The organism is Pseudomonas sp. TE12234 (genome assembly GCF_054061835.1).
Genome location: NZ_JBSSEP010000019.1, coordinates 25,879 through 50,938, shown reverse-complemented (window position 1 = coordinate 50,938; position 25,060 = coordinate 25,879). Strand labels below are relative to the sequence as shown.

Genomic DNA, 25,060 nt, shown 5'->3' with positions numbered 1-25,060 from the left:
AATGTTCCACCTACTGGAGACATCGCCATGAACTACAAGAAACCTACCAAGCTGCAAGCCGTCGTACTCGACTGGGCCGGTACCGTCGTTGACTTCGGCTCCTTCGCACCCACCCAGATTTTCGTTGAAGCCTTTGCCGAGTTCGGCGTGAAGGTTTCCCTGGAAGAAGCGCGGGGCCCGATGGGCATGGGCAAGTGGGATCACATCCGCACGCTGTGTAATGAGCCGCAGATTGCCGAGCGTTTCCATACCGCCTTCGGCCGCCTGCCGACCGATGATGACGTGACGGCCCTGTACGAGCGATTCATGCCGCTGCAAATCGAGAAGATCGCCTTGCACTCGGCGCTGATTCCGGGTGCGCTGGAAGCCATCGAGATCTTGCGCCACGAGGGCCTGAAGATCGGTTCCTGCTCGGGTTATCCGGCCGTGGTGATGGAAAAGGTCGTGGAGCTGGCCCGGGAAAATGGCTACGTGACCGATCACGTCGTGGCCACCGATGAAGTGCCCAACGGGCGCCCGCATCCTGCGCAGGCATTGGCCAACGTCATCGCCCTGGGCATTGATGACGTCGCGGCCTGCGTCAAGGTCGATGACACCTGGCCGGGCATCCTCGAAGGCCGCAGCGCAGGGATGTGGACGGTCGCGTTGACCTGCTCCGGCAATGCCCTGGGACTGACCTACGACGAGTTCGTGGCGTTGCCATCGGACAAGCTGGCCACCGAGCGCGCACGCATCATCGCGATGTTCGAAGGCTCACGCCCGCATTACTTCATCGACACCATCACCGACCTTCCCTGGGTGGTTGAAGACATCAACGCGCGCCTGGCGCGTGGCGAGTCGCCACAAACGTTCTGATCGCACCTGACTGTGACCGGTCGCCGCCACGCGGCCGGTTATAGCGGCGCACATGAGCAGCCAACTGATAACAACAAGTGAGACCCATCATGATATACGCCCAACCTGGCACCCCCGGTGCTGTCGTGTCGTTCAAGCCTCGTTACGGTAACTTCATCGGCGGCGAGTTCGTCGCGCCGGTCAATGGTCAGTACTTCACCACGACCTCGCCGGTCAACGGCCAGGTCATCGCCGAATTCCCGCGTTCCTCGGCCGAGGATATCGACAAGGCGCTGGACGCCGCCCATGCCGCTGCAGCCGGGTGGGGCGCCACCTCGGTGCAGGCGCGCTCACTGATCCTGTTGAAAATCGCTGACCGGATCGAACAGAACCTGGAAGCCCTGGCACTCACCGAAACCTGGGACAACGGCAAGGCCATCCGCGAAACCCTCAATGCCGACATCCCCCTGGCCGCCGACCACTTCCGCTACTTCGCCGGTTGCCTGCGCGCCCAGGAGGGCAGCGCTGCCGAAATCGACGGCAACACCGTGGCCTATCACATCCATGAACCGCTGGGCGTGGTCGGTCAGATCATCCCGTGGAACTTCCCGATCCTGATGGCCGCCTGGAAACTCGCCCCGGCCCTGGCCGCCGGCAACTGCGTGGTGCTCAAGCCTGCCGAACAAACCCCGCTGGGCATCACCGTGCTGGTCGAGCTGATTGGCGACCTGCTGCCACCGGGCGTGCTCAACGTGGTGCAAGGTTTTGGCCGCGAAGCCGGCGAAGCCCTGGCCACCAGCAAACGCATCGCCAAGATTGCGTTCACCGGCTCGACCCCGGTCGGCTCGCACATCATGAAATGCGCCGCCGAAAACATCATCCCAAGCACCGTGGAACTGGGCGGCAAGTCGCCGAACATCTTCTTCGAAGACATCATGCAGGCCGAACCAAGCTTCATCGAAAAGGCCGCCGAAGGCCTGGTCCTGGCGTTCTTCAACCAGGGCGAAGTCTGCACCTGTCCGTCCCGCGCGCTGGTACAAGAGTCGATCTACGACGAATTCATGCAGGTGGTGATGAAGAAGGTGGCGCAAATCAAACGCGGCGACCCACTGGACACCGACACCATGGTCGGCGCCCAGGCGTCCGAGCAGCAGTTCGACAAGATACTTTCGTACCTGGAAATCGCCCAGCAGGAAGGTGCGCAAGTCCTTACCGGCGGCGCGGCGGAGAAGCTGGAGGGTGGCCTCGCCAGCGGCTACTACATTCAACCGACCCTGCTCAAAGGCCATAACAAGATGCGGGTGTTCCAGGAAGAAATCTTCGGGCCCGTGGTGGGCGTCACCACCTTCAAGGATGAGGCCGAAGCCCTGGCCATCGCCAACGACACCGAGTTCGGCCTGGGGGCCGGCCTCTGGACCCGCGACATCAACCGCGCCTACCGCATGGGACGCGGCATCCAGGCCGGTCGCGTGTGGACCAACTGCTACCACCTGTACCCGGCCCATGCCGCGTTCGGTGGTTACAAGAAATCCGGCGTCGGCCGCGAAACCCACAAGATGATGCTCGACCATTACCAGCAGACCAAAAACCTGCTGGTGAGCTACGACATCAATCCGCTGGGCTTCTTCTAACCCCTCTTGAAATGAGGTGAGTCCTTCGCTGCGATGCAGCGAAGGCATCCGCCAGGGCTGGATGCTCCGGTACTTGCGCTGTTGGCCTTGATCGATCCTTTGGAGTCTTCGATGAAAATCCGTTACAAGGTGAGCCTTGTGGCTGCCTGTGTGCTGTTGGTGACGACAAGCCTTCTATCGCTGGTTCAAGTCAGGCAGATACGTACGATTTTGCGTCACCAGGTCGAGGCGAGCATTTCGGAATCGAGTAATGCGGTGGCACGTCAGATCGAAAACTGGCTGAACGGCAAACTGCGTCTGATGGATCTGGCGTCCCAGGCGATCGACCGCCAGTACAGTGTGCAAACGACCCAACGAATCATCGATTCGCCCATTCTGAAAGACGAATTCAAGCTGGTGTTCGGTGCCCTGGAGGCGGATGGCAAACCCATCAAGAACACGGCGGCCTGGAATCCAAAACCTGATTATGACGGTCGCATCCGCCCTTGGTACGCGACTGGAAAGTCCAGTAGCCAAGCCGTTTTAACCGAACCCTACAAGGATTCCACCACAGGTGAAATCCTGATCTCGGCTGTCGCGCGGATCAGCGACGCGGGGCAATTGCTCGGGGTGTTTGGCGGTGACATTCGCCTGACTACGGTTGCCGACGCCATCAATACCCTGGATTTCGGCGGGGCCGGTTACGCGTTCCTGCTCAGTAAAAGTGGCAACATCATTTCGCACCCGAACGCGGAACTGAACGGCAAGCCCTATAGCCAGCTTTTCGCAGGCAACGTCCTGCCCCTCGACAGTCAGCTTCAGGAGGTCAGCAGCGATGGAAAGTCGCTGCTGGTGTCCTTCATTCCGCTGTCCGATCTCAAGGGCATGGATTGGTACATCGGTGTGGTACTGGATCAGGACATCGTCATGGCTGCGGCCCATACCCTGAGTTGGCGTGCCGTTATCGGTACAGGCCTGGGCGTGCTGCTTAGCCTGTTGGTGTTGGGCCTGTTGGTAAGGCAGCTGCTGCGGCCTCTGGATCAACTCAAGGATTCGTTGGCAGACATCAATCGCGGCGAGGGTGACCTGACCCGTCAACTGCCCGTGGTTGGCGATGATGAAATTGCGCTGGTCGCCGGGGAGTTCAACCAGTTCCTGCAGAACCTGAAAGCGCTCATCGGCGATGTGAAAAACAGCTCGCGACACGTTCGTGAGAGCACTGCCGCGACGTCCTGCGAAGCCGATCAGGCCGCCAATCGCGTGCAAGTTCAACTGCAAGAACTGGATCAATTGGCCACCGCCATGACCGAGATGGCCTCGACCGCCGAAGATGTCGCGCGTAACGCGCAAACCGCTGCCGAAGCGGCCATCGCGGCTAACGAAGAAACAGCAGGCGGGGTCGCTCTGGTTTCCAGGTCTACGGGGGCCATCAAGCGTCTGGCCGAAGAGATGGACGCCACGGGTCATGCGATCAATGAGTTGTCCACGCTCAGTCAAAGCATTGGGTCCATTGTCGCGGTCATCACCAGCATCGCCGACCAGACCAACCTTCTCGCACTCAATGCGGCCATCGAGGCGGCACGGGCCGGCGAATCGGGACGCGGGTTTGCGGTGGTGGCTGATGAGGTGCGCTCACTGGCCTCGCGAACCCAGCAATCGACCCAGGAAATACGCGAGATGATCGACCAGTTGCAGACGGGCGTAAGGCACGCCCAGGTGCGAATGCAGCAGAGCCGCGACACGGCCAGCAAGACTGCCGGGGATGCCGATGCAGCCAATGACACCCTCGAACGCATACGCGCGGCCATCTATCGCATCAATGACATGAACCTGCAGATTGCCGCGGCGGCTGAAGAGCAAAGCGTCACGACCGAGGAAATCAATCGCAACACCACGAACATCCGCGATATCAGTATTGAAGTCTCCGGCAATGCGGACAAACAGGTTCGCCAATGCTCAGCGATGGTGGACCACGTCGGCCAGCAAGACGAGCTGCTCGGTCGTTTCCGGATTTGAGTTTTGCCATCGCCCGAATGCTTGGGTTGCAACCCTGCGACAGACCACAAAAACAACTATTCCACCGAGGTAAGAAAGATGAGTGCGGCTTCCCTGTATCCCGTTCGTCCCGAGGTTCTGGCCAACACGCTGACCGATGAGGCGACCTACAAGGCCATGTACCAGCAGTCGGTCGTCAACCCCGACGGCTTCTGGCGCGAGCAAGCCAAGCGCCTCGACTGGATCAAGCCGTTCACCACGGTGAAGCAGACGTCCTTCGACGATCACCATGTCGACATCAAATGGTTCGCCGACGGCACCCTCAACGTTTCCTACAACTGCCTCGACCGTCATCTGGCCGAGCGCGGCGATCAAGTCGCGATCATCTGGGAAGGCGATGACCCGGCGGAAAGCCGCCACATCACCTACCGCGAACTGCACGAACAAGTGTGCAAATTCGCCAACGCCCTGCGCGGCCAGGACGTGCACCGCAGCGACGTGGTGACGATCTACATGCCGATGATCCCCGAAGCCGTGGTCGCCATGCTGGCCTGCACCCGGATCGGCGCGATTCACTCGGTGGTGTTTGGCGGTTTCTCGCCCGAAGCCCTGGCCGGGCGCATCATCGACTGCAAGTCGAAAGTGGTGATCACCGCCGACGAAGGCATTCGTGCCGGCAAGAAGATCCCGCTCAAGGCCAACGTCGACGACGCGCTGACCAACCCGGAAACCAGCAGCATCCAGAAAGTCATCGTGTGCCAGCGCACCGGCGGCAACATCAAGTGGAACCAGCACCGCGACATCTGGTACGAAGACCTGATGAAAGTGGCGGGCACCGTGTGCGCGCCGAAGGAAATGGGCGCCGAAGAAGCGCTGTTCATCCTCTACACCTCCGGCTCCACCGGCAAGCCCAAGGGTGTGCAGCACACCACCGGCGGCTACCTGTTGTACGCGGCCATGACCCACGAGCGCGTGTTCGACTACCGCCCGGGCGAGGTCTACTGGTGCACCGCCGACGTCGGCTGGGTCACCGGTCACTCCTATATCGTCTACGGCCCGCTGGCCAACGGCGCGACCACGCTGCTGTTCGAAGGCGTGCCGAACTACCCGGACATCACCCGGGTGGCGAAGATCGTCGACAAGCACAAGGTCAACATCCTCTACACCGCCCCGACCGCCATTCGCGCGATGATGGCCTCGGGCACCGCCGCCGTGGAAGGCGCCGACGGCAGCAGCCTGCGCCTGCTCGGTTCGGTCGGCGAGCCGATCAACCCGGAAGCCTGGGACTGGTACTACAAGAACGTCGGCAAGTCGCGCTGCCCGATCGTCGACACCTGGTGGCAGACCGAAACCGGCGGCAACATGATGAGCCCGCTGCCGGGCGCCCACGCCCTCAAGCCGGGTTCGGCGGCCCGTCCGTTCTTCGGCGTGGTGCCGGCGCTGGTGGACAACCTGGGCAACATCATCGAAGGCGAGGCCGAGGGCAACCTGGTGATCCTCGATTCGTGGCCAGGCCAGGCACGTACGCTGTACGGCGATCACGACCGCTTCGTCGACACCTACTTCAAGACCTTCCGTGGCATGTACTTCACCGGTGACGGTGCCCGTCGCGATGCCGACGGTTACTACTGGATCACCGGTCGCGTGGACGACGTACTCAACGTCTCCGGCCACCGCATGGGCACCGCCGAGATCGAAAGCGCCATGGTCGCCCACCCGAAAGTCGCCGAGGCGGCGGTGGTTGGTGTGCCGCACGACATCAAGGGGCAGGGGATTTATGTCTACGTCACGATCAATCGCGGCGAAGAGGCGGACGACAAACTGCTGGTTGAACTGAAGAACTGGGTGCGTAAAGAGATCGGTCCGATTGCCTCGCCGGACGTCATCCAATGGGCGCCGGGTCTGCCGAAAACCCGTTCGGGCAAGATCATGCGGCGGATCCTGCGCAAGATTGCGGCGGCCGAATACGAGGGATTGGGGGACATCTCCACCCTGGCCGATCCGAGTGTGGTGCAGCACCTGATCGATACCCACAAAACCATGAACGCTTCATAAGCAAAAAAAGGCATGTAGAGCATGAAGCGGCGCCCGGTCAGTGATCGGGCGCCGTTTCCTGGTGCATCGCGCCGTCGGGCGGCGACACACCTGAAATAACCCCGCCCAGACTAGTGGCATGTCCTTTAGCCGACACAGGCTGGCTTGTTAGCGTTAGTCGGTAATCCATCAGCGGGTTAGAGTCGCCGATACCTTCCTGGCAAAACCGGATGATCCTGATGACGCGCCCGCGCTTTTTACCCGACAACTTCACCCTGACCCTGGTCGGCGTGGTCCTGCTCGCCAGCTTGCTGCCTGCCAGTGGCCAGGTGGCGGTGGGCTTTGGCTGGTTGACCAATATCGCCATTGCCCTGCTGTTTTTCCTGCATGGCGCCAAATTGTCCCGCGAATCGATCATCGCCGGTGCCGGTCACTGGCGCTTGCATTTGCTGGTGTTCGGCCTGACCTTCGTGCTGTTTCCGCTGCTCGGCCTGGCGCTCAAGCCTGTCCTGTCGCCGTTGATCGGTGACGACCTGTACATGGGCATGCTCTACCTCTGCGCGCTGCCGGCCACGGTGCAGTCGGCGATTGCCTTTACTTCCCTGGCACGCGGCAACATTCCGGCGGCGATTTGCAGCGCGGCGGCGTCCAGCCTGTTCGGGATATTCCTCACGCCGCTGCTGGTGACGCTGCTGTTGAACGTGCACGGCGACGGTGGCTCGACCGTCGATGCGATCGTGAAGATCAGCGTGCAACTGTTGCTGCCGTTCGTTGCCGGACAGATCGCACGACGCTGGATCGGTGCCTGGGTCGGGCGCAACAAGAGCTGGTTGAAGTTCGTCGATCAGGGCTCGATTCTGCTGGTGGTCTACGGGGCGTTCAGTGAAGCGGTAAACGAAGGCATCTGGCACCAGATTCCTTTGCGGGACCTGGCCGGGTTGGTGGTCGCCTGCTGCGTGGTGCTGGGGCTGGTACTGGCCGCGTCAACCGTGCTGGGCAAGGCCTTTGGCTTCAATCAGGAAGACCGCATCACCATTCTCTTCTGCGGCTCGAAAAAGAGCCTGGCCACCGGGGTGCCAATGGCTCAGGTGCTGTTCGCCGGCAGCACCATTGGTGTGTTGATCCTGCCGCTGATGTTGTTCCATCAGATTCAACTGATGGTGTGTGCGGTCCTGGCGCAGCGCTACGCTAATCGCCAGGAATCGGTGGCTGAACTGATGGGGCAGGTCGATCCTTGAATGACACAGGCCGGGATTTGAATCCCGGCTCAGACATTCGACGTCGATGCACCCGGCGTCCGCGCGGCACCGCTGCGCACTTCCCTGGCGGTGCAGCCGAAGTGCTGGCGGAAGCTTCGGGTGAATTGCGCCTGATCACTGAATCCCCAACGCATGGCCAGTTCACCGATCGACAGGTGGCAATTGGGGTCGTGCAGGCCTCGGTTGACCGCTTCTAGACGGCGCAGACGAATCCATTCCCCGAGGCTGTAGGGCGTGCTGTTGAAGAGTTTGTGCAAGTAGCGCACGGACAGGCCGCAAGCATCCGCGATGACTTGTGGCGCCAGGTCCGGGTTGCCCAGCTGCTTCTCGACGTATTGCTCGATGCGTTGCAAATGCATGGCCGCCAGGTTCGAACTTTCACTGTTGAGCACTCGCTCATCGTCGCGCAAGGCCATTAACAAGGTTGAAAGTGCCTGCTCCAGCAGCATGTGGCGGGCGGGTTCGTCGCATTCGTCGAAGCGGGCGGCGCACATCGCCAGTTGATCGACGAAGATTCGCCCGAGTGCGCGCTTGGCATCGAAGCAGAAGCGGGTGTAGCGCTCGGCCCCGCGCAGTTGCCCATGCAACGCGCGCTCGGGGAGTTTGAACACCCAGAGGTCGTTGTCGCTGGCGTAATGAAAGCGGTAGGGCGCATCGCCCCGTTCGAAGATAAACCCACCGGGCTGGCAATGCAGGGCGCGGCCGTCCTGTTCGAAATGCACTTCGCTGCGACGCGGTACGGTGACCAGGTAGCAGGCTTCGCGATCTTCACTGACCTGGGCTTTGCTGCGTGAATAGCCCAGCTGACTGGAGCGCAAGCGTGACAGGGTCAGCGGGGTGCTGCCGGTTTCCCAGATCTGCAGGCTGCCACTGAAGGTGCTGCTGGGGGCGAACTCCAGCGACAAAGGGAAATAAGCGTTGCCGATGGCCTCGGACCAGAGCGGCTGGCGTTGACTGTCGGGCCAGGAACGGGTGGAAAGTTTGTACGCCATGGCGGCCCTCGTATCTTTTTATTATGAGGACGGTGCCGAGGTAACGAACCCTCGGCACCGCTGGTTTGCCATCATTTGCCAATGCTTACGGGCGGTCAATCACCAGGTGTCAGCCGGTAGGTGGCCGAGGGTGCCAGCGTCGCCTGCCAGCCCGGGGGGACGACGATGTTGGTGGTCGTCTCCTCGATCACACAAGGGCCTTGCACGGTTTGCCCCGATTGCAGGCGATCGCCGTTGTACACCGGGGTTTCCTGCCAGCTCGACTGGGCGCTGAACAGCATCGGGCGGTAGCCGCTTGCCTGGGGCGCGACGTTTTCGCCGGGCGGCGGCAACTCCGGCATCGGTGGGCGTTGCAGGCGCGCAATCACCGAGCATTCGAGGTTGACCAGCTCGGCGGGACTTTCAGGCTCACTGTAGGAAAACAGCGCTTTGTGCCGCGTATGAAACGCTTCCCGTAAGGCCACCAGACTCGACGGATCCAGCTGATCGCAGGTCAGCTCGACGCTGCATTCGTGAATCTGGCCGAGGTAGCGGATCTCCAGGTTATACAGGCACTCCACGTTGTCGTCGGCGCCGAAACCATCGTCTCGCAGGTCGGTCATGCCGCGCTCGCGCAGGTCGCGCAGCGTCTGATTGAGTAACGGCAGGTCAACCAGATCGTCGTCCAGGCGCATCGGCAGGGTGGCCAACTGGTCGTATCGGATGTCGGAGAGAATCTGACCGTAAGCGCACAGCCCCGAAGCCACTTTCGGAATCAGCACCACCTGGCTGCCGATTTCCTCGGCCAGACGCATGACGTGCATGCCCGCCGCACCGCCGGCGCCAATCAGGGCGAAGTCCCGCGGGTCGTAACCGCGCTCTACCGAGACCCGGCGAATGCCGCTGACCATGTTCAGATTGACCAGAGTGATGATGCCGATGGCCGCACGTTCGACGCTGATGCCCAAAGGCTCGGCGATTTTGCTGCGGATCGCGTCGATGGCCGCCTTGCGATTGAGGCGGATACTGCCGCCCAACAGCGCGCCGTCGGCCAGGTAGCCCAGGGCGAGGTTGGCGTCGGTCACGGTGGGCTCGGTGCCGCCCTTGCCGTAGCACACCGGTCCGGGGTTGGCACCCGCACTGCGCGGGCCGACCTGGAGCATGCCGAAGTCATCGAGGTAGGCAATCGAGCCACCACCGGCGCCGAGGGTTTCCACTTGGATCATTGGCACACCGATGCGATAGCGCAGGAAATCGGTGTCCTTGCTGAAGTTGGTGCGCCCGGATTTGCTCAGGGTGATGTCGAACGACGTGCCACCCATGTCCACGGTGATCACGTTATCGATGCCGAATGGCTGCGCGACACACAACCCCGCTTGCGGCGCGGAGGCCGGGCCGGAGTTGATGGCATTCACCGCACGCTCTCGCATCACCACGCCCGGCGCCAGGCCGCCGTTGGACTGGAAGTAGCGCGTTGGTTGTTGCGCGCCAAGCTCTTCGAACAGCGCGTCGATCCGTTCGATGTAGCGGCCCATGACCGGGCTCAGGTAGGCGTTGACCACCGCGGTCGAGGTGCGGGTGTATTCGCGGATCTGCGGGAACACTTCGCTGCCGGTGCAGACGAATACCCCCGGCAATGCCGCGCGCACCATTGCGGCGGCGCGCAATTCATGGTCCGGGTTGCGCACTGACCAGACGAAGGAAATGGCTACCGCTTTCACGTCTTGTTCGCGGAAATACTCGATGGCCTGGCGAATCGCGTCTTCATCGAGCGCGGCGTGTTCGCTGCCATCGCTGAGCATTCGCCCGCCGATGGGCCGGCGCAGGTGGCGCGGCACCAGCATGAACGCTGGCGGGTAGCTGGCGTCGTAGCGATGCCCGTCTTCCTTGTGGCCCAGGCGGATTTCCAGGCTGTCTTCATGGCCGTCGGTGCACAGCAGGCCAACCTTCACTCCGGTCTTTTCGATCAGTGCGTTGAGGGCCACGGTGGTGCCGTTGATGCACAGGTCACAATCGCCAATGATCTCGGCCGGCGTACGGCCGATGGCGTCGGCGATCTGCGCCAGGCCGTTGCGGATGGCGATGGTGCCGTCCTGGGGCGTGGAGGGCGCCTTGAACAGCTGCACGTTGCCGCCGCGGTCGGCGAGGATGAAGTCGGTGAAGGTGCCGCCGGCGTCGATGCCCAGACGATATTGTTGCTTGCTCATGATGAGGGATTCCAGATTGCTCAAAGGGGCCGGGCTCGATTAGTTCGCCGCACGGCAGGCGCTGGTCGCGGCGTCATCGACCTGGCCGTTGCTGTCGATCACCACGCCGTATTCCAGACGGGCGCCGTCGCGGGACACCAGGCCGTTGCGCACATCGTTGACCACGCTGGCCACCGGGCGGCGCAGCGGATTGCCGTAGCCACCGCCGCCGGGGTTGACGTTGATCACCCGTTCGCCCGGCTGCGCGGTGAGTTGCGCGTTGTAGATGAAGGACTGTTCCTCACCGTCGGCCTTGCGGTGGATCAGCCGCCCCAATTTCGGTTCGAGCAGGACGTTGTTCGCGCCCGCAGCACCCGACGTCGGCAGTTGCCGACCCTCGCCAAAGCCCACCACCGTCATCGCATGGTTCAGCGGTTCGATTTCGATGCGCGTGCCCGAGCCACCGCGAAATTCGCCGGCACCGCCGCTGTCGGTCATCAGGCTGTAGCGATGGATGAGGATCGGGTAGGCGTACTCCAGCAACTCGATGTCACCGGACATCAGTGCGCCGAAACAGCACAGCGGACCGCACGCCGGCCAACCGTCCATGGCCTTGTTCGCACCGGCACCGGAGATGATCGAAGCGAGCACCATGGTCACGTACTCGTCGTTGCCATTGCGCGGGTCGTGGCCGGCGATGTTGATCCCGCTGGCGTGGCCCCAGGAGGCGGTCACACGGTCGGGCGCGGCTTGCTCCAGGGCCTGGCGCACCGCATCGGCCAGGGTTTCCATCGGCGTGGTGGTGCTGTTGACGTGGGGCGCCGGTTCCCGGGCGTTGCACAGGGTGCCCGGTGGGCCCAGATCAACGGACACGCAGCGGTACAACCCTTCGTTGTAGGGCGGCGGCACCTGAGCGAACATCATCAGCCCCAGGTAAACCCCGGACACCGAGTTGCCGGCGTACGAGTTGATGAAGTAGGGCACCTGGGGCGGGCTTTCGATGAGGATGTGCGCCTCGTCGCCGCGAATCTCCACCTGCGCGGTGATCGACAATTCACCCAGCCCATGGCCCGAGTCTTCCAGAACTGTGGTGCCGGTGTAAAAGCCGTCCGGCACATCACGCAGCAAGGCACGCATGTGCCGGTCCGCCATGTCTTTCAACTCGGCGATGCACGCGCGCACCTGCTCCACGCCGTAGCGATCGAGCAGTTCGAGCAAGTGCCGTTCGCCGACGTTGCAGGCGCCGTATTGGGCATTGAGATCGCCTTCCTGATAGGCACGGGCGCGCATGTTGGTCAGCAGCAGGTTGATTACGTCCTCGCGGCGCTTGCCCCGCGACCACAGTTTCACCGGCGGGATGCGCAAGCCTTCGGCGTAGATTTCCCTGGCGTCGGGGTTGTAGCCGGCGGGCACCGGGCCGCCGATGTCGGTCAGATGACCTTTGCAGACGGCCCAGAACACCAGCTCGCCCTGGTAGAACACCGGTTTGTACATGCAGCAGTCGAGGATGTGGCTGCCCATGTAGGCGGGATCGTTGTGGTAGATCACATCGCCTTCTTCGACCTCGTCACCGAAGAAACCGGCGACGCATTTCATCGCCGGAATCAGCGAACCGAGGTGAATCGGGATGTCCTGGCCTTGCAGGATCATTTCCGGAAGGTGGTCGAACAGTGCGTTCGAATAGTCGTGAGCCAGGTTGAAAACGCTCGAACGACCGGTTTTCTCAAGGGTGATGGTCATTTCGCGCTGCGCGGTTTCCAGCGCGCCTCGCACGACGGCCAGGGTGATCGGATCTACTGTACTCATGGGTCACCAGAAATCTTGTTGTTATCCAGGTGAAGGTCAGGACGAATGTCTAACCCACGACATCAAACTACGCGCTCGAACCGGTGGTCGGCTTGGCGCAAAGTGCACTGGAAATTGATTGCCTGTGCACTGTTGGTTGGTTTGTGTTCGCCTGAAGATGGTTATCAGTGAACGTAGGGATCAGCCACAACTGGCGCGCACGAACCAGCTGCGCCGGGCGTTGTTGAGCAATAACCAGTAAGTACTGAAGGCACTGATGAAGGTCACGGGGGCCGACCAGGTAGCCAGTGTCGGAGGGCCATAATTGAGCAGCGCAATGCCCAGGGCGGCGGCAAGAAACCACGCCCCGAGACCGCAGGGATTGAAGGCGCTGACCCGGTCCACCTGGTATTCGATCCGCTCCTGGAACAGCTGGCTGTAGCGTGGCGAGAAAATGTGCGCCAGGGCGATCGCCACCCAGGCCACCACGAAGATGCTCTGGTACGACAGGGCCTGCAGGATGTAGTCGAAAACGTTCAGGCGCATCAGTGTGTAAACCAGAGCCCCGACGGCAATCGTCCAGGCGATGTAAGGCACTTTCGCCAGACCGATGCCGCCAAAGAAGGCCTGCATGTTGGTGGCCGCGAGGTAGAAATTTGCCGAGTTGATGCGCGTCTGGCTGACCCAGACGAAGATCAGGCCCCAGATCCCCATCAGCTCGATGATCGCCATCACCACCGACACCTCGCTCAGGCCACCGGGGGTGGGAATGGTCCCGGTGAGGAAGATCCCGACCAGGCCATTGATCAAAAAGGTAAAGGTGTAGAAGGGCAGGCCGAAGTTGAAGCGGCCATGGTAGGTGGCGTCTTCCTTGCGGCCGAAACGTGCGTAGTCCCAGGTGTACATCATCAGGATCCACACGCCCATGAAATAGCAGAAGCAGTCCCACCAGCCGTTCACTACCGGACCGCTCGCCGGGCCCATTTGCAACCAGGCCGCGCTGTAGCCGTATTGCCCGATGGTCACCCCCACCAGCGCGACCAGACCGATCAGATAGAAGGGCAGCAGTACGCCGTTGAGCTTGTCCATCCAGTTTTGCACGCTGCCGACAATCAACGGCACGCTGTACAGCACCACCAACAGGTACGCCTGATTGATCGACAGCGAGGGCACATACTGGTGGATCGCAATGGCAATCACCGAGCCTTCAAACACGCTGTAATAGGTCGCGGTGGCGAAGAAGATCAAGGTGGCGAGGACTGCGCCCTTGCGCCCGAACAGCACCCGCGAAAACAGCGCGACTGACAGTCCGGTCTTGATCGCATAGCGCGAAATCACGCCGTTGATGGCCGCGTAGGTGACGACCGACAACAGCAGGCCGACGATCGCGTTTTGAGTGCCGAAGGTCATTGCCAGCGTGGCAGAAACGACAAGCCAGAACATCGCGCTGCAAATGCCCCACCAGGCCATCGTCAGCGAGCGTTTACTCATGCGGTGTGTGTCGGCAACGGCGGTGACCGAAAAGTCGTTGCTGTTGCCCTGTTTCGGGAGGATGGCGGCCATGGTTCTTCTCTTGTTTTTGGATGAAGAACCCGGATGGTAAGAGGCCTGTGGCGCCGGATGATTGCGGTTGGCGGCCCTGTCTTTTGTCATGGAGTGAAGTGGTGGGGACGATGATCCTGCGTCACCGATCCGACAGTTGCCGGGCCAGTGACGAGGATCGATCCGGATGAAGCCGGTTATCGATTGAAGCGCTCGACCAGTGAGTATTGGGTGGACGCGGTCCGGGTCAGTTCCTTGCTCAGGTCCGTCGATTGATGCGCTTGCCCCGAGGTCTGATCGGCCAATTGGGCGATGGTGCTGATGTTGCGACTGATCTCTTCGGCGACGGCCGATTGTTCTTCCGTGGCGGCGGCAATCTGGCTGGCCATGTCGGTGATATGGGCGACCGCTTCGCTGATTCCGACCAGGGCCTGGTCGGCCTCAAGCACCCTGGCCACGCCTTCCTCGGCCTGCCGGTGACCGGACTCCATGATCTGCACGGCATTGTTGGACGAGGTCTGGAGCTTGGTGATCAGGTCATGGATCTGGGTTGTCGATTGCGAGGTGCGCTGTGCCAGCTGGCGCACCTCATCGGCCACGACCGCGAAGCCCCGGCCCATGTCGCCGGCCCGTGCCGCTTCGATGGCGGCGTTGAGTGCCAGCAGGTTGGTCTGGTCGGCAATGCCTTTGATCACGTCGACCACGGTGCCGATTTCGTTGCTGTCCCTGGCCAGTTGCGCCACGGTCTGCCCGGTTTCGCCGACGACAGCGGAAAGGCGTTCGATGGCTTCGCGGGTGTCCCTGGCGACTTCGCGGCCGCGGCTGGTCAGCAAGTTGGCTTGTTGGGTGGCATCGGCCGTGCGCTGGACGTGGCTGGCGACTTCCTGGGTGGTCGCGGCCATCTGGTTGATCGCGGTCGACACCTGCTCGGTTTCGACACGTTGGCGGTCGAGGCCCCTTGAGCTGTCAGTGGCCAGCAGGTCGGATTGTCCGGCCAGCGCACTGAGTTGCTCGGCTGAATCCTGCAGGCGCGTCAGACAGGTCTTCAGGCGAGCCGTCTGGCTGACGAAAGCGGTTTCCAGGCGCGCCTGGAGCCCACGCTCGCCGCTGTACATCTGGGCGATCAAGGCATCGGAGGTCGACGGCTCAACCATCTGCAACAGACGCTGTGCTCCTTGCTTGTGCCGGTGTGCGGCGAGCAGGCTGATGGGCACGGCCAGGCCTGCGGTCAGCGCAATCGCCACGGGTGCACTGAAGAACAGGCCGCCCAGGGTGCTCGCCAGTCCCATGGCCAGGAACGGCAGGTAATCCACTAGCAGCGGTTGCCAGGTGTCCCGGTGTGCGATGGCCGGTTTGCCCTGGCTGATGCGCTTGTACAAGGCTTCGGCGCGACGGATCTGATCCGCTGTGGGTTTGACCCTGACCGACTCGAAGCCGGTCACTTCGTTGCCCTCGAAAATGGGCGTGACGTACGCGTTAACCCAATAGTGATCGCCATTTCTGGAGCGGTTCTTGACGATCCCCATCCAGGGCTGGCCTTGCTTGATAGTGCCCCACATGTGAGCGAAGACGGCGGGGGGCACATCGGGGTGGCGGACGATGTTCTGCGGCGCGCCGATCAGGTCGGCTCGATCAAAGCCACTGATTTCGACGAAGGCGTCATTGCAGTAGGTGATGACCCCGCGAACATTGGTCGTCGAGATCAGTTTTTGCTGAGGCGCGAGGGGGATCTCGCGTTGCGTGACCGGCTGATTATTTCTCATTCCGATGACTCCTTGGTTCCTGTAGACAGGCCATCGGCAGTCAGTCGCAAAAATTGAGTCAATAAACTGCATAAAACTAATATATAACAATGAGTTGCATTTGACTTTTAATCTGATTTGTCATGAGTTGCGGCCGAACGTGGCGCGACGCCATTCCAGCCAGTGGAAAGCGTAGACGCAGGGCGGGGGAAAAACAAAAAAGCCCGCTGGGGGGCGGGCTCTCTTTTTGGGGTCAAATCCTTTTGTGAACTCAATTTGCGCTCGCTGATGTGAGCGTTTCGTGAAAAGCATGTCAGCGGATTGGAAAGCGCGCGCGCCATGCCAGGGAGGCGACGAGAGGCTTCGTTTGTCCCGCGAACCTTGCCATTGCCCCTGAACCGGCAGCGGACTGGCTTGCTCCTTCAGGGCAGCAAGCAGGCCGCTGCGCGATCAAATGGCCCGCTGATTCACTCGCTGAGTCAGTTCTTGTGCCGACTCCTTGCGCTCCGAGTAGCGATCGACCAGCTCCGGGCGATTGCGCAGCAGCAGGGTGAACTTCATCAGTTCCTCCATGACATCTACCACCCGGTCATACAGCGCCGACGGTTTCATGCGGTTGTCTGCGTCGAACTCCAGAAAGGCCTTGGGCACGGAGGATTGATTGGGAATGGTGAACATCCGCATCCAGCGCCCCAGCACGCGCAACTGGTTGACCACGTTGAAGGATTGCGAGCCGCCAGAGACCTGCATGACGGCCAGGGTTTTGCCCTGAGTCGGACGAATGGCGCCCATTGCCAGCGGCACCCAGTCAATCTGTGCCTTGAACACCGCCGACATCGCGCCATGGCGCTCCGGCGAGCACCACACCTGGCCTTCCGACCACGTCATCAAGTCGCGCAACTCCTGCACCTTGGGATGATCGGAGGGCGCATCGTCGGGCAGCGGCAGGCCGGAGGGATTGAAGATGATGGTCTCTGCGCCCATGAGTGTCAGGATGCGTGCCGCCTCTTGCGTCAGCAAGCGGCTGAAGGAGCGTTCGCGGGTCGATCCGTACAGCAGCAGGATGCGTGGCCTGTGCCCGGGTTGCTCGTGCTGTGCTAGCTTCGCGGCGCTCGGTGTGTCGAACAGCGACAGGTCCAGACTGGGAAAGTCGTCCGGGGTTTGCGGGAGGTATTCGTTCATTGCATTTCTCCGATGCGGTCCAGCGCCGGCTTGAGTTCCGTTGGGGCGAGGGTGTCGAAATCGAGGGCGAAGAAGGCGGCAAAGCGACGGCGGATTTGCGCGACCGTCGCGTCAAATGCGGCCTGGATTTGTTCGTCGCTGCCTTCTACTTCAGAGGGGTCGGCCAGGCCCCAATGGCTCTTGACCGATGGCCCGAAGTACACCGGGCAGGGCTCGCCGGCGGCCTTGTCGCAGACCGTGATCACGATGTCGGGCGGACTGTCGGTGAAGCTGGAAGAGTCTTTGCTGTAGAGCGCCGAGGTGTCCACGCCCAGACCTTGCAAGGTGCTCACCGCGCGTGGGTTAAGGCGCCCGCTCGGGAAGCTTCCGGCGCTCACGGCCGTCATCCCGTCCGGAGCCAGGTGATTGAACAGGCCTTCGCTGAGCACGCTGCGGCAGCTATTGGCGGTACACATGAACAGGACTTTCATTATTTCTCCCAGGCGTGGACGCTCAGTCACGGGGCCTTTGCGGTTAGGTTCAGCAGCAGGCCTGGCGAACCGGCCGGCCTTCCATGGAAGCGAGTCGCTCGGTGTCGCGCCCGGCCCAGGCCGGATTGGCCTTGAGGGTCACTTGGAGAACGTCCTGAACCCACTGAGGCAATTGCGGGTGCAGGCGGTAGTAAACCCACTGGCCCTGGCGGCGATCCTCAAGCAGGCCGCAGGCGCGCAACTGCGCGAGATGGCGGGACACCTTGGGCTGACTGTCATCCAGGGCCCAGATGAGTTCACACACGCACAGCTCACCCTCGGCGCACAGCATCAGCATGATCCGGGCGCGGGTCTCATCGCCCAGGCACTTGAAGACAGCAGGGGGAGACAGGCTCATGGAATGTCACGCCTATATGTAAATATGAATATACGAATATACGTATGTGTCGAGCCTGAGTACAGACGCACGTACGGACAAGATCCAGCGCGTAACGTCGATGATGGCCGAAAAGGCGTATTGCCGAACCGCGCGGGTGCGCGCCAAGACTGGCGTTCCCGGCCCCTGCATTCGGACAGGCCGGGATCGACAGAGGGATCGGTTTTTCAGTCAGCCAGTTCTTCGGGTGAAATCACCCACACGCTGCAAGGCATTTTGTACAGAAGCTCTTCCACCGTGCTGCCGATCAACCGGCCGAGGCCATGGTGACCCACTCGGCCCATGACGATCACGTCGATGTCATAGGCATCGGCGAAGCTGGCAAGCACCTTCGCCGGGTTCCCCATGATCATGTGTTGATTCTCTGGCGGGATGCCGTTGCGTTCGCTCAGCTCGCGGAAGGCTTCGCCTTGCGCGTCGTACAGGGTCTTGGCCTTGCGTGAAGAGAAGAACCCCGAGCCATCGGCAAAACCCAGTTCATCCGCGCTGATGGTGGACAGGTCGTGGGCATAAATCACATCGAGCTGGGCATTGCAGGTGCTCGCCAGTTTTGCTGCCTCGCGCAGAATCCGGTCGTTGAAATCCTTGTATTGGCCATCGCGGTGGAAAGGGTCGACCGCCGCGACAATCTTGCGTGGCAATGCATGAAGCATATGACTGACAAAATGCAAAGGCACCGGGCACTCGCGCAGCAGGTGGACATCTAGGGGCGTGAACAGCAGGCGTGACAGCCGCGATTCGTGATGCAGGGCCTTGATCAAGGCCGCCATGGGTTGCTCCTTGAGGTGAACAAGGATTTCCTGCAAGGGTTTTTCGACCCAGACCACTTCGGTGGTGACGTGCACCCCGATCTTGCGCAGGGGGCGGGCCTGGTCTTCGAGCCATTGGCGATGGCGCTCGACATAGCCGATGCGCATTTGCTCCCGCGCCTGTTCGTTGACCATGCCGGCGGTCGCCAGGCCTTCCAGGTAATCGAAGGCCACGATGTGCAGTGCCGCGTCCGAAGCCTTGGCCAATGCTGCCGCCCGGTCGAAAGCAGGACTGTTTTCCATCAGGGGTGAAACGACCAGCATGAAACGTGATTGTTCAGACATGACAAATCTCCCAAGCGGACGAGCAGAACCCTGTGCCCTCACCGGCGGTGGTGCGCTTGTACGGTGAAGCCTTGTGCTTATCCTGCGCGTGGTCCCGAGGCCCGGGTTGATCTTTGTCAAACGCTTGCGCGGCGCGAAAAGGCTGTCCGACGCCCGGTCGGTCCGCCACGGTTTCCATAGAGCAAAAGTTGACCCTGATCAATCTTTAACCCCTCCCGGCGGCGCAGTCTTGGGAGCAAGCCAAATGCAGCGGGACGGCGTCATGAAGGTGGTAACGGCACCTTGATGGCACGCCGGACGCGCTCAAGATTGACGGAGGAGACCATGATCATTGAAGTGTCCGAAAAGCCGGTAAACCGCGGCTGGGCTGTGCAACTGGACGCCCTGGAAGTGAATTTCAACAGCCTGGAAGAGGCGCAGGCGTTCGTCGCCCAACTGAAGGCCCGCATCGATGCGCCGCATGTCTGGCCCAGTACCACCGGGCACAAGACATTCACTGCATCGACCCAGGGTAGCCGGGCTGTCTGTGCGGTTGAGTGAATCCCGAACATTGAATCGCCCCGTGATGAACTGTTGGCCGGTCCATCACGGGGCGATTTTTTTACAGGTGAAGACGATGAATGACCTGACGGCTGTCATCAGGATCATTTTGCGTCTCGAAACCCAGTGCCTTGGCCAGGTCGCGCATCGGCGTATTGCTGGCACTGTCCACCGAATACATCTGGTGATATCCGTTCCTGCGCGCGGCCTTGATCAGGTGTTCCATCAGTAAGGTCCCCAGGCCCAGGTGCGTCCATTCATCGGCGACGGTTACCGCGCATTCGCATTCATGTTCGCCCGTGGCGCAATAGCGGCTGACGCCGATCTCGATCAATTTACCGTTGTCGTGGACCATGGCGATGTACGCCACGCGATGCTTGTTATCGGTGTCCATCAGTTGATCAAGCATGGCGGCCCCGGGCTCGTTGACCTGCGCAAGAAAACGCATGTGTCGGGACTCGGGCGACAAGCGTTTGATAAATTCGTATTCACGGTCGCGGTCCTTTTCCGCCAGCGGCCGGATCAGCACGTGGCGCCCGTCCTTGAGGGCTTCGATCCAGTATTTTCCAGTGACTGCGGCGTAGGCGGCCGCCGCCCGATCATTGTGGTCTTTGACCGTAAGCATGGTGGGATCCTCCAGCGGGTTGGCGAGATTGGCGCGCCGTGGCGAACCAAGCGGTTGATTCCTTTGTACGCCGCTGATGGTGTGTGGAACTGATCTGGATCAGAGACTTGTGTCGGCAGGCCTTCTTTGATCGGTGTCTGATGTAGATCAAGCACAGGCAGGCGACAACGAGCAGTCTTGGACTGTGCCGGCGTATTGCGACCGGTGTCGAGCCGAGGTGTGTGATGGGTCAATATCAACGTTTGCTGCTGATCGCCGACCAAACCCTGCATTCGTCTCCCGCCTTGTTGCGCGCCGTGGCGTTGGCCAAGGCGAGCGGCGCCGCGCTGGATGTCCGGGCCTTTGTCGAACCGGCGCCGGTGGTCCATTTGTGGGAAGAGAAAGTCGACGATGCCAGCTATCAGCGCTATTTGCGCCGGGTGCGCCGCTGGATAGCCGACGAAGTCGAGCGGCTCAGTGGCCAGGGCCTGGAAGCGACGGTCGAAGTGGTCTTCACCACCCATCCGTTGCCAGACATCTTGAGGGCCGTCGAGGAGCTCAAGCCGGACATGTTAATCAAGGATGTCAGCCTGGAACCGGTACTCAAGCGAGTGTTCATCACACCGCTCGATTGTCACCTGCTGCGCGATTGCCCGGTCCCTGTGCACCTGGTCAATCAGATCCGTTACGGGTTGCCGCACCGGGTGCTGGCAGCAGTGGACCCATTCGATCCTTCCACGCAAATCAATGGCCTGAACGACACGATCATTCAAACCGCCCATGCACTGGCCCTGGCGTGCGACGCGCCACTGCACCTGCTTTACGCCTATGACCTGACGCCGGCCTTCAATGGCGATGCGCCGCTGGTCAGTGGTGGCTGGGGCGTGGATTTCGTCGAGGAGTTGCGCGAATCCCTGCACCTGGCCTTTGTCACCCTGGCGGATCGCTACGGTATCCCGCCCGAACGGCGGCATTTCGTGATGGGCCTGCCGGTGCCGGTGATCAGCGAGTTTGTCGAGGAGTACCTGGTCGATGTGGTCGTCATGGGGACGGTGCATCGAGTGGGAATCGACCGGCTGATCGGCAGCAACACCGAGCGCGCCCTGTATTCGGTGCCGGGCAGCATTCTGGCGGTCAGGCAGTCAGTCAAGGCGTAAGCACGATGGCGCCATTGAATTGACCGGCCCTGAGGAACGCCAGTGCCTGATTGGCATCGTCCAGGGCAAAACAGGTGACATCACTGTGCACCGGCGTGTGCTGCAATTCCTTGAAGAACGCCAGGCCGTCCTCGCGGGTCAGGTTGGCCACCGAGCGAATGCTGCGTTCGCCCCACAACAACCGATAGGGGAACGCCGGAATGTCGCTCATGTGAATGCCGGCGCATATCACGCAGCCACCCTTGGTGGTGACGGACAGTGCCATGGGCACCAGCGCACCGACGGGAGCGAAAATCAGGCTGGCATCGAGCAAATGCGGGGGAGGCTGGTCTGAAGGACCGGCCCACTCGGCGCCCAGCGATCGTGCATAGGCCTGGCCACTGCTGTCGTCCGGGCGAGTGAAGGCATACACCTGCTGCCCGCGCCCGCGCGCCACTTGAATGGCCAGGTGGGCGGCGGCGCCGAAGCCATAAAGGCCCAGGTGCCGGGCGCCCCTGGCCATCTGCAAGGCCCGAAAGCCGATCAGCCCGGCACACAGGAGCGGGGCGGCCTGGGTGTCGGAGAGCGCCTTCGGGATGGGGAAGCAGAAGCGCTGGTCGGCCACGGTGTATTCGGCGTAGCCGCCGTCCAGATGACAACCGGTGAAGCGGGCCTGGTCGCAAAGGTTCTCCTGGCCCGCGCGGCAGAAGTCGCATTCACCGCATGTCCAGCCCAGCCAGGGCACGCCCACTCGCTGGCCGATCCACTCGGGTGCGACGTCCGGGCCCAGCGCCACCACTTCACCGACGATTTCATGGCCCGGGACCCGGGGCAACACCGCTTGCGGCAATTCGCCATCGACCAGGTGCAGATCGGTGCGGCACACGCCGCACGCCAGCACTTTGATTAACAGCTGGCATGCAGCGGGGGTCGGAATCGGGCGCTCTTCCCGTTGCAGCGGCTGGCCGGGCGTATGCAGAACCATGGCGCGCATGATGACTTTCCCGGTGTGCGGTGCTATTGCAGCGGGCGATGACAGCCCACGACCAGTTGTTTGAGTCCATCCAGGTTTTGAATCCTGACCTCGCGCCCGTTGATTTCCGCCAGGCCCTGATCACGCAGATGGGCGATGCCTCGGCAGATGGTTTCCAGCCGCAACCCCAGGTAGGAGCCGATTTCCTCGCGGCGCATTTTCAGGACGAAGTTCCTGGGCGAGAAACCTCGCATACTCAAGCGTTGCGACAGGTTCAGCAGAAAGGCCGCCAGGCGCTCATCCGAGTTCATGTTGCCGAGAACCATCAGCATGTCGTGATCACGCACGATTTCCCGGCTGAGGATTTTGTTCAGGTTGTGCTGCAGCGACGGCAGTTCCCCGGCCAGTTTCTCGAGATGCGCGAAATGGATGGGGCAGACTTCGCTGTCCTCCAGCGCGATCGCGTTGCAGGCATGCAAGTCGGTGCTGATCGCGTCCAGACCAAGCATCTCGCCGGGCATCTGGAATCCGGTGACCTGTTCCCGGCCATCGACCGAGAGCACGCTGGTCTTGAAGGAACCGATGCGCACCGCGTACAGCGAACGCAAGGGGTCACCGGCACGGTAGAGGGCTGCGCCTTTTTTGACCTTGAAACGTTGCGCAATCAGCGTATCGAGACGTTCGACTTCCGAGCCCGTCAAACCAATGGGCAGGCACAACTCGACAACGCTGCAACTGGAGCAGGCCGTTTTCAGTTGATGAGCTTGATAGGGGGGGGCTTCAGGCATTTCATCCGGTCCTCTGTCTGAACATTCAGAGTAGTGCCTGCAAGTTAACGAGTCGGTGACAGGTGCAAGTGACTGCGGGTTAGTCGACGAATGGACTGTTTTGTACAAGTTTTCCTGTCAATTTTACGATGTTGAGATGCAGCTGCTTTAACGCTGCCGACCCGAGTGCTATTTGCTCTTCCAGTATTTCTGCATTTCAAGGAACAGAAATGACGCGGTCCAGGAAATCAACACCAGGCCGGTGAGTGCCTGCAATCCGGTCAAATACTTCAAGTTGCCCACGGGGGAAATATCGCCAAAGCCAATGGTGGTGTACGTGGTGAAGGAAAAATAAACGCAGTCCATGAACGAACCGTCGAAGTTGCCGATCAGGCTTCCCCATTCACCGGCGCGAGCCATCAGGTAATAGACCAGCGCGAAGCACCAGACTTCAACGGCGTGGGCCATCAGGGCGCCGAATACGCCGACGACAATCCTGAACCGGCTCCAGAGCTTGAGGCGTGGCAGCCAGTCGTTCAGGCGCAACAGGCATTCGTAGTGGATCACTACGGCAAGGACGACCACCAGTGTATTGATCAGCGTGACGGCCAGCATGGCGAACCTCTCGCAGCAGGGGTAATCCTCGATTGTTTTTACGCCAGCGCAATACGGCGGCCTTGAGCTATATCAACAACGCCTCTGTGAGCCAGCGCCATTGTGCTCAATAACCAGAGGGCACTTGGTTGACCTATATCAGAATCCTCACAAGCCAGCGCCGGATACTCGAACCATCGTCCGATGCTGTTCCTGCGTTAGAGGCGAGCTGCGCAACGGACTGCCGATGAGATGAATGTCCGCAGCGCCGGGACGGCGGGGAAGGGGACTCCAAGTCACGGGCGGTTGAATGAAGCCCAATGGATCAAGGGCTTGTGACCAGGCAGATAACGCGCTTCCAGGACGAGGTATGTCATGCTGAAACTCAAACGTATCCTGTTGATAGCACCCAACGAAATGAGCCGCACCCCGGCGTTTGATCGGGCGAACGCCTTGGCCAGTGCAACCGGTGCGCTGTTGCACATCGTCGCGTTCAATTATGTTCAGACGCTGGCGGTGGCCGGCTTGTTTGATCATGACGCGATGTACCAGGCCCGGGAGGGCTATCTGCAGGTGCATCGGCAGTGGCTGGAGCAGCAAGCCCGGCTACAGCGCTGCACGGGCTCGCAAGTCACTACGGAAGTGGTGTGGGCCCCGGCCAGCCTGGCGCATGTGCTTGAGTACGTGAATGACTTCCGTCCGGATCTGGTGATCAAGGACGTTCACCATGTGCCTGCGCTTAACCGCGTGTTTCATCGTCCACTGGACTCGCTATTGCTGCGTGACTGCCCCGCGAATCTGCACCTGGTGACCGACGGCAACCATCCAAAGCCGCTGAAAATTCTCGCGACTGTCGACCTGTCCCATCTCGAAGACCTGACCCAAGGCTTGAATGACCGGATCCTCGACTTCGCCTCGACCCTGGCCGCTTCCTGTGGCGCCGCCCTGCATTTGCTCAACGTGAGCCACTGGTCAGTGCTGGGCGATGCCGTGAGAAGCGTGCCGACAATGAGTCTGGAAGACAGTTTGCGAGACGCGCTCAACGATGCTCAGGAAGAAGCTTTTGATGTGCTTGCCGAACGTTATGGCATTGGCGAAAGGCGCCGCCACCTGCTGACGGGCATTCCTCATCAGGTGATTACGCGGTTCGCCCGACAAAACGCCTTCGACATGGTCGTGCTGGGCACGCTCTACGAAGGCGGGATCGACCGTTTCATCGGCAGCACCGCCGAGGGTGTGTTGAACCGCGCACCCTGCAGCCTGACTATCGTCAAGCCTTGGCGATGGCTTGACTGAAGCGCTACCC

At 61.2% G+C, this 25,060-nt stretch carries 20 protein-coding genes and 2 pseudogenes; 9 read left to right on the top strand and 13 right to left on the bottom strand.

Features of this window, described 5'->3' with window-relative positions:
- The first annotated feature begins 27 nt into the window (after nucleotides 1-27).
- The 6 genes and pseudogenes from phnX (at nucleotide 28) to ACVWYU_RS24535 (ending at nucleotide 7,711) form a co-directional block, all read left to right on the top strand.
- Nucleotides 28-855 (top strand): phosphonoacetaldehyde hydrolase, encoded by an 828-nt coding sequence (gene phnX / locus ACVWYU_RS24560; RefSeq protein WP_390955708.1) that lies wholly within the window; start codon nucleotides 28-30, stop codon nucleotides 853-855.
- A gap of 89 nt (nucleotides 856-944) precedes the next feature.
- A complete protein-coding gene (gene exaC / locus ACVWYU_RS24555) occupies nucleotides 945-2,465 on the top strand; it encodes an acetaldehyde dehydrogenase ExaC (protein WP_090323016.1) in 1,521 nt (506 codons plus the stop codon).
- A 33-nt stretch (nucleotides 2,466-2,498) separates the two neighbouring features.
- Nucleotides 2,499-3,602, top strand: a pseudogene (locus ACVWYU_RS24550) (HAMP domain-containing protein); the annotation flags it as partial.
- A 312-nt stretch (nucleotides 3,603-3,914) separates the two neighbouring features.
- Nucleotides 3,915-4,460: pseudogene (locus ACVWYU_RS24545) on the top strand (methyl-accepting chemotaxis protein); the annotation flags it as partial.
- A gap of 78 nt (nucleotides 4,461-4,538) precedes the next feature.
- The gene (gene acs, locus ACVWYU_RS24540) at nucleotides 4,539-6,494 is read left to right on the top strand and encodes an acetate--CoA ligase (RefSeq protein WP_457373880.1); all 1,956 of its coding nucleotides are present in this window, start codon (nucleotides 4,539-4,541) and stop codon (nucleotides 6,492-6,494) included.
- 218 nt (nucleotides 6,495-6,712) lie between these two features.
- A complete protein-coding gene (locus ACVWYU_RS24535; protein WP_090327373.1) occupies nucleotides 6,713-7,711 on the top strand; it encodes a bile acid:sodium symporter family protein in 999 nt (332 codons plus the stop codon).
- Between the two features lie 29 nt (nucleotides 7,712-7,740).
- Here ACVWYU_RS24535 and ACVWYU_RS24530 read toward each other — a convergent pair whose 3' ends face one another.
- From ACVWYU_RS24530 to ACVWYU_RS24490, 9 genes are all read right to left on the bottom strand, one after another.
- Nucleotides 7,741-8,724: an AraC-like ligand-binding domain-containing protein gene (locus ACVWYU_RS24530; RefSeq protein WP_457373879.1), complete on the bottom strand. Its 984-nt coding sequence runs from the start codon at nucleotides 8,722-8,724 to the stop codon at nucleotides 7,741-7,743.
- Between the two features lie 95 nt (nucleotides 8,725-8,819).
- Entirely contained in the window at nucleotides 8,820-10,910 is a 2,091-nt protein-coding gene (gene capA / locus ACVWYU_RS24525) for a caprolactamase subunit alpha (RefSeq protein ID WP_457373878.1), read from the bottom strand.
- Between the two features lie 39 nt (nucleotides 10,911-10,949).
- Entirely contained in the window at nucleotides 10,950-12,695 is a 1,746-nt protein-coding gene (capB, locus tag ACVWYU_RS24520) for a caprolactamase subunit beta (protein ID WP_457373877.1), read from the bottom strand.
- A gap of 180 nt (nucleotides 12,696-12,875) precedes the next feature.
- Nucleotides 12,876-14,237, bottom strand: coding sequence for a purine-cytosine permease family protein (locus tag ACVWYU_RS24515; protein ID WP_457373876.1), 1,362 nt, complete (start codon nucleotides 14,235-14,237; stop codon nucleotides 12,876-12,878).
- Nucleotides 14,238-14,413: 176 nt separating this feature from the next.
- A complete protein-coding gene (locus tag ACVWYU_RS24510) occupies nucleotides 14,414-15,979 on the bottom strand; it encodes a methyl-accepting chemotaxis protein (RefSeq protein ID WP_247257007.1) in 1,566 nt (521 codons plus the stop codon).
- Between the two features lie 429 nt (nucleotides 15,980-16,408).
- A complete protein-coding gene (gene arsH, locus ACVWYU_RS24505) occupies nucleotides 16,409-17,140 on the bottom strand; it encodes an arsenical resistance protein ArsH (RefSeq protein WP_457373875.1) in 732 nt (243 codons plus the stop codon).
- Nucleotides 17,137-17,610 (bottom strand): arsenate reductase ArsC, encoded by a 474-nt coding sequence (locus tag ACVWYU_RS24500; protein WP_090322999.1) that lies wholly within the window; start codon nucleotides 17,608-17,610, stop codon nucleotides 17,137-17,139. Before ACVWYU_RS24500 ends, arsH begins: the two co-directional genes overlap by 4 nt.
- Before the next feature lie 49 nt (nucleotides 17,611-17,659).
- Nucleotides 17,660-18,007 (bottom strand): metalloregulator ArsR/SmtB family transcription factor, encoded by a 348-nt coding sequence (locus ACVWYU_RS24495; RefSeq protein WP_090322997.1) that lies wholly within the window; start codon nucleotides 18,005-18,007, stop codon nucleotides 17,660-17,662.
- Nucleotides 18,008-18,213: 206 nt separating this feature from the next.
- The gene (locus tag ACVWYU_RS24490) at nucleotides 18,214-19,140 is read right to left on the bottom strand and encodes a universal stress protein (protein WP_090322995.1); all 927 of its coding nucleotides are present in this window, start codon (nucleotides 19,138-19,140) and stop codon (nucleotides 18,214-18,216) included.
- 324 nt (nucleotides 19,141-19,464) lie between these two features.
- On the opposite strand from ACVWYU_RS24490, the gene ACVWYU_RS24485 reads away from it, so the two are divergent.
- The gene (locus ACVWYU_RS24485; protein WP_247257004.1) at nucleotides 19,465-19,680 is read left to right on the top strand and encodes a hypothetical protein; all 216 of its coding nucleotides are present in this window, start codon (nucleotides 19,465-19,467) and stop codon (nucleotides 19,678-19,680) included.
- A gap of 61 nt (nucleotides 19,681-19,741) precedes the next feature.
- On the opposite strand, the gene ACVWYU_RS24480 is transcribed toward ACVWYU_RS24485, so the two are convergent.
- On the bottom strand, nucleotides 19,742-20,305 hold the full coding sequence (locus tag ACVWYU_RS24480; RefSeq protein WP_247257003.1) for a GNAT family N-acetyltransferase: 564 nt from the start codon (nucleotides 20,303-20,305) through the stop codon (nucleotides 19,742-19,744).
- Between the two features lie 224 nt (nucleotides 20,306-20,529).
- On the opposite strand from ACVWYU_RS24480, the gene ACVWYU_RS24475 reads away from it, so the two are divergent.
- Nucleotides 20,530-21,441, top strand: a complete 912-nt coding sequence (locus ACVWYU_RS24475) for a universal stress protein (protein ID WP_390955717.1) — start codon at nucleotides 20,530-20,532, stop codon at nucleotides 21,439-21,441.
- On the opposite strand, the gene ACVWYU_RS24470 is transcribed toward ACVWYU_RS24475, so the two are convergent.
- The 3 genes from ACVWYU_RS24470 to ACVWYU_RS24460 form a co-directional block, all read right to left on the bottom strand.
- Nucleotides 21,431-22,414, bottom strand: coding sequence for a zinc-dependent alcohol dehydrogenase family protein (locus ACVWYU_RS24470; protein ID WP_457373874.1), 984 nt, complete (start codon nucleotides 22,412-22,414; stop codon nucleotides 21,431-21,433). The two genes, ACVWYU_RS24475 and ACVWYU_RS24470, sit on opposite strands and share 11 nt — an antisense overlap.
- A 23-nt stretch (nucleotides 22,415-22,437) precedes the next feature.
- A complete protein-coding gene (gene fnr / locus ACVWYU_RS24465) occupies nucleotides 22,438-23,181 on the bottom strand; it encodes a fumarate/nitrate reduction transcriptional regulator Fnr (protein WP_248915943.1) in 744 nt (247 codons plus the stop codon).
- A gap of 168 nt (nucleotides 23,182-23,349) precedes the next feature.
- The gene (locus ACVWYU_RS24460) at nucleotides 23,350-23,775 is read right to left on the bottom strand and encodes a potassium channel family protein (protein WP_090322986.1); all 426 of its coding nucleotides are present in this window, start codon (nucleotides 23,773-23,775) and stop codon (nucleotides 23,350-23,352) included.
- Between the two features lie 354 nt (nucleotides 23,776-24,129).
- Between ACVWYU_RS24460 and ACVWYU_RS24455 the strand changes: the two genes are divergently transcribed.
- Nucleotides 24,130-25,050: a universal stress protein gene (locus ACVWYU_RS24455; RefSeq protein ID WP_457373873.1), complete on the top strand. Its 921-nt coding sequence runs from the start codon at nucleotides 24,130-24,132 to the stop codon at nucleotides 25,048-25,050.
- The last annotated feature ends 10 nt before the right edge of the window (nucleotides 25,051-25,060 follow it).

Coding starts and splice junctions, on each gene's coding strand:
- ACVWYU_RS24500 (WP_090322999.1), bottom strand. CDS start 17,610: ATGAAAGTCCTGTTCATGTGTACCGCCAATAGCTGCCGCAGCGTGCTC.
- ACVWYU_RS24510 (WP_247257007.1), bottom strand. CDS start 15,979: ATGAGAAATAATCAGCCGGTCACGCAACGCGAGATCCCCCTCGCGCCT.
- acs (WP_457373880.1), top strand. CDS start 4,539: ATGAGTGCGGCTTCCCTGTATCCCGTTCGTCCCGAGGTTCTGGCCAAC.
- ACVWYU_RS24530 (WP_457373879.1), bottom strand. CDS start 8,724: ATGGCGTACAAACTTTCCACCCGTTCCTGGCCCGACAGTCAACGCCAG.
- fnr (WP_248915943.1), bottom strand. CDS start 23,181: ATGCCTGAAGCCCCCCCCTATCAAGCTCATCAACTGAAAACGGCCTGC.
- ACVWYU_RS24515 (WP_457373876.1), bottom strand. CDS start 14,237: ATGGCCGCCATCCTCCCGAAACAGGGCAACAGCAACGACTTTTCGGTC.
- ACVWYU_RS24470 (WP_457373874.1), bottom strand. CDS start 22,414: ATGCGCGCCATGGTTCTGCATACGCCCGGCCAGCCGCTGCAACGGGAA.
- arsH (WP_457373875.1), bottom strand. CDS start 17,140: ATGAACGAATACCTCCCGCAAACCCCGGACGACTTTCCCAGTCTGGAC.
- capA (WP_457373878.1), bottom strand. CDS start 10,910: ATGAGCAAGCAACAATATCGTCTGGGCATCGACGCCGGCGGCACCTTC.
- ACVWYU_RS24480 (WP_247257003.1), bottom strand. CDS start 20,305: ATGCTTACGGTCAAAGACCACAATGATCGGGCGGCGGCCGCCTACGCC.
- capB (WP_457373877.1), bottom strand. CDS start 12,695: ATGAGTACAGTAGATCCGATCACCCTGGCCGTCGTGCGAGGCGCGCTG.
- ACVWYU_RS24495 (WP_090322997.1), bottom strand. CDS start 18,007: ATGAGCCTGTCTCCCCCTGCTGTCTTCAAGTGCCTGGGCGATGAGACC.
- ACVWYU_RS24455 (WP_457373873.1), top strand. CDS start 24,130: ATGCTGAAACTCAAACGTATCCTGTTGATAGCACCCAACGAAATGAGC.
- ACVWYU_RS24535 (WP_090327373.1), top strand. CDS start 6,713: ATGACGCGCCCGCGCTTTTTACCCGACAACTTCACCCTGACCCTGGTC.
- ACVWYU_RS24490 (WP_090322995.1), bottom strand. CDS start 19,140: ATGTCTGAACAATCACGTTTCATGCTGGTCGTTTCACCCCTGATGGAA.
- ACVWYU_RS24460 (WP_090322986.1), bottom strand. CDS start 23,775: ATGCTGGCCGTCACGCTGATCAATACACTGGTGGTCGTCCTTGCCGTA.
- phnX (WP_390955708.1), top strand. CDS start 28: ATGAACTACAAGAAACCTACCAAGCTGCAAGCCGTCGTACTCGACTGG.
- ACVWYU_RS24475 (WP_390955717.1), top strand. CDS start 20,530: ATGGGTCAATATCAACGTTTGCTGCTGATCGCCGACCAAACCCTGCAT.
- ACVWYU_RS24485 (WP_247257004.1), top strand. CDS start 19,465: ATGATCATTGAAGTGTCCGAAAAGCCGGTAAACCGCGGCTGGGCTGTG.
- exaC (WP_090323016.1), top strand. CDS start 945: ATGATATACGCCCAACCTGGCACCCCCGGTGCTGTCGTGTCGTTCAAG.